Source organism: Salmonella sp. SJTUF15581 (assembly GCF_043356775.1).
GTDB lineage: Bacteria > Pseudomonadota > Gammaproteobacteria > Enterobacterales > Enterobacteriaceae > Salmonella > Salmonella enterica.
The window spans coordinates 1-2,875 of record NZ_JBEUJY010000037.1; the positions used below are offsets into that span (position 1 = coordinate 1).

Here is a 2,875-nt window from a genome sequence, read left to right on the forward strand (position 1 = left end):
TCGTCACACTATCATTAACTGAATCCATAGGTTAATGAGGCGAACCGGGGGAACTGAAACATCTAAGTACCCCGAGGAAAAGAAATCAACCGAGATTCCCCCAGTAGCGGCGAGCGAACGGGGAGGAGCCCAGAGCCTGAATCAGCATGTGTGTTAGTGGAAGCGTCTGGAAAGGCGCGCGATACAGGGTGACAGCCCCGTACACAAAAGCGCATGTGCTGTGAGCTCGATGAGTAGGGCGGGACACGTGGTATCCTGTCTGAATATGGGGGGACCATCCTCCAAGGCTAAATACTCCTGACTGACCGATAGTGAACCAGTACCGTGAGGGAAAGGCGAAAAGAACCCCGGCGAGGGGAGTGAAAAAGAACCTGAAACCGTGTACGTACAAGCAGTGGGAGCACAGGTTTACCTGTGTGACTGCGTACCTTTTGTATAATGGGTCAGCGACTTATATTCTGTAGCAAGGTTAACCGTATAGGGGAGCCGGAGGGAAACCGAGTCTTAACCGGGCGTTAAGTTGCAGGGTATAGACCCGAAACCCGGTGATCTAGCCATGGGCAGGTTGAAGGTTGGGTAACACTAACTGGAGGACCGAACCGACTAATGTTGAAAAATTAGCGGATGACCTGTGGCTGGGGGTGAAAGGCCAATCAAACCGGGAGATAGCTGGTTCTCCCCGAAAGCTATTTAGGTAGCGCCTCGTGAATTCATCTCCGGGGGTAGAGCACTGTTTCGGCTAGGGGGCCATCCCGGCTTACCAACCCGATGCAAACTGCGAATACCGGAGAATGTTATCACGGGAGACACACGGCGGGTGCTAACGTCCGTCGTGAAGAGGGAAACAACCCAGACCGCCAGCTAAGGTCCCAAAGTCATGGTTAAGTGGGAAACGATGTGGGAAGGCCCAGACAGCCAGGATGTTGGCTTAGAAGCAGCCATCATTTAAAGAAAGCGTAATAGCTCACTGGTCGAGTCGGCCTGCGCGGAAGATGTAACGGGGCTAAACCATGCACCGAAGCTGCGGCAGCGAACGTATCACTTAAAGCGATTCAGCGGATGACGATTGACGGAGCGAAGCGACGTCAAAGCGTATACAAAGTCGAGTCGGTTTAAGGATACGTTCGTTGGGTAGGGGAGCGTTCTGTAAGCCTGCGAAGGTGGCCTGTGAGGGTTGCTGGAGGTATCAGAAGTGCGAATGCTGACATAAGTAACGATAAAGCGGGTGAAAAGCCCGCTCGCCGGAAGACCAAGGGTTCCTGTCCAACGTTAATCGGGGCAGGGTGAGTCGACCCCTAAGGCGAGGCCGAAAGGCGTAGTCGATGGGAAACGGGTTAATATTCCCGTACTTGGTGTTACTGCGAAGGGGGGACGGAGAAGGCTATGTTGGCCGGGCGACGGTTGTCCCGGTTTAAGCGTGTAGGTGTGTGTTCCAGGTAAATCCGGTTCACTTTAACACTGAGGCGTGACGACGAGGCACTACGGTGCTGAAGCAACAAATGCCCTGCTTCCAGGAAAAGCCTCTAAGCATCAGGTAACATCAAATCGTACCCCAAACCGACACAGGTGGTCAGGTAGAGAATACCAAGGCGCTTGAGAGAACTCGGGTGAAGGAACTAGGCAAAATGGTGCCGTAACTTCGGGAGAAGGCACGCTGACACGTAGGTGAAGTGATTTACTCACGGAGCTGAAGTCAGTCGAAGATACCAGCTGGCTGCAACTGTTTATTAAAAACACAGCACTGTGCAAACACGAAAGTGGACGTATACGGTGTGACGCCTGCCCGGTGCCGGAAGGTTAATTGATGGGGTCAGCGCAAGCGAAGCTCCTGATCGAAGCCCCGGTAAACGGCGGCCGTAACTATAACGGTCCTAAGGTAGCGAAATTCCTTGTCGGGTAAGTTCCGACCTGCACGAATGGCGTAATGATGGCCAGGCTGTCTCCACCCGAGACTCAGTGAAATTGAACTCGCTGTGAAGATGCAGTGTACCCGCGGCAAGACGGAAAGACCCCGTGAACCTTTACTATAGCTTGACACTGAACATTGAGCCTTGATGTGTAGGATAGGTGGGAGGCTTTGAAGTGTGGACGCCAGTCTGCATGGAGCCGACCTTGAAATACCACCCTTTAATGTTTGATGTTCTAACGTGGACCCGTAATCCGGGTTGCGGACAGTGTCTGGTGGGTAGTTTGACTGGGGCGGTCTCCTCCTAAAGAGTAACGGAGGAGCACGAAGGTTGGCTAATCCTGGTCGGACATCAGGAGGTTAGTGCAATGGCATAAGCCAGCTTGACTGCGAGCGTGACGGCGCGAGCAGGTGCGAAAGCAGGTCATAGTGATCCGGTGGTTCTGAATGGAAGGGCCATCGCTCAACGGATAAAAGGTACTCCGGGGATAACAGGCTGATACCGCCCAAGAGTTCATATCGACGGCGGTGTTTGGCACCTCGATGTCGGCTCATCACATCCTGGGGCTGAAGTAGGTCCCAAGGGTATGGCTGTTCGCCATTTAAAGTGGTACGCGAGCTGGGTTTAGAACGTCGTGAGACAGTTCGGTCCCTATCTGCCGTGGGCGCTGGAGAACTGAGGGGGGCTGCTCCTAGTACGAGAGGACCGGAGTGGACGCATCACTGGTGTTCGGGTTGTCATGCCAATGGCACTGCCCGGTAGCTAAATGCGGAAGAGATAAGTGCTGAAAGCATCTAAGCACGAAACTTGCCCCGAGATGAGTTCTCCCTGAGACTTAGAGTCTCCTGAAGGAACGTTGAAGACGACGACGTTGATAGGCCGGGTGTGTAAGCGCAGCGATGCGTTGAGCTAACCGGTACTAATGAACCGTGAGGCTTAACCTTACAACGCCGAAGATGTTTTGGCGG

General features: G+C 53.5%; 1 rRNA gene. It reads left to right on the forward strand.

Going from position 1 to position 2,875, the window contains the following annotated elements:
• Positions 1-2,851: ribosomal RNA gene (locus ABVN36_RS24595) — 23S ribosomal RNA — on the forward strand; the annotation flags it as partial.
• Positions 2,852-2,875 lie beyond the last annotated feature (24 nt).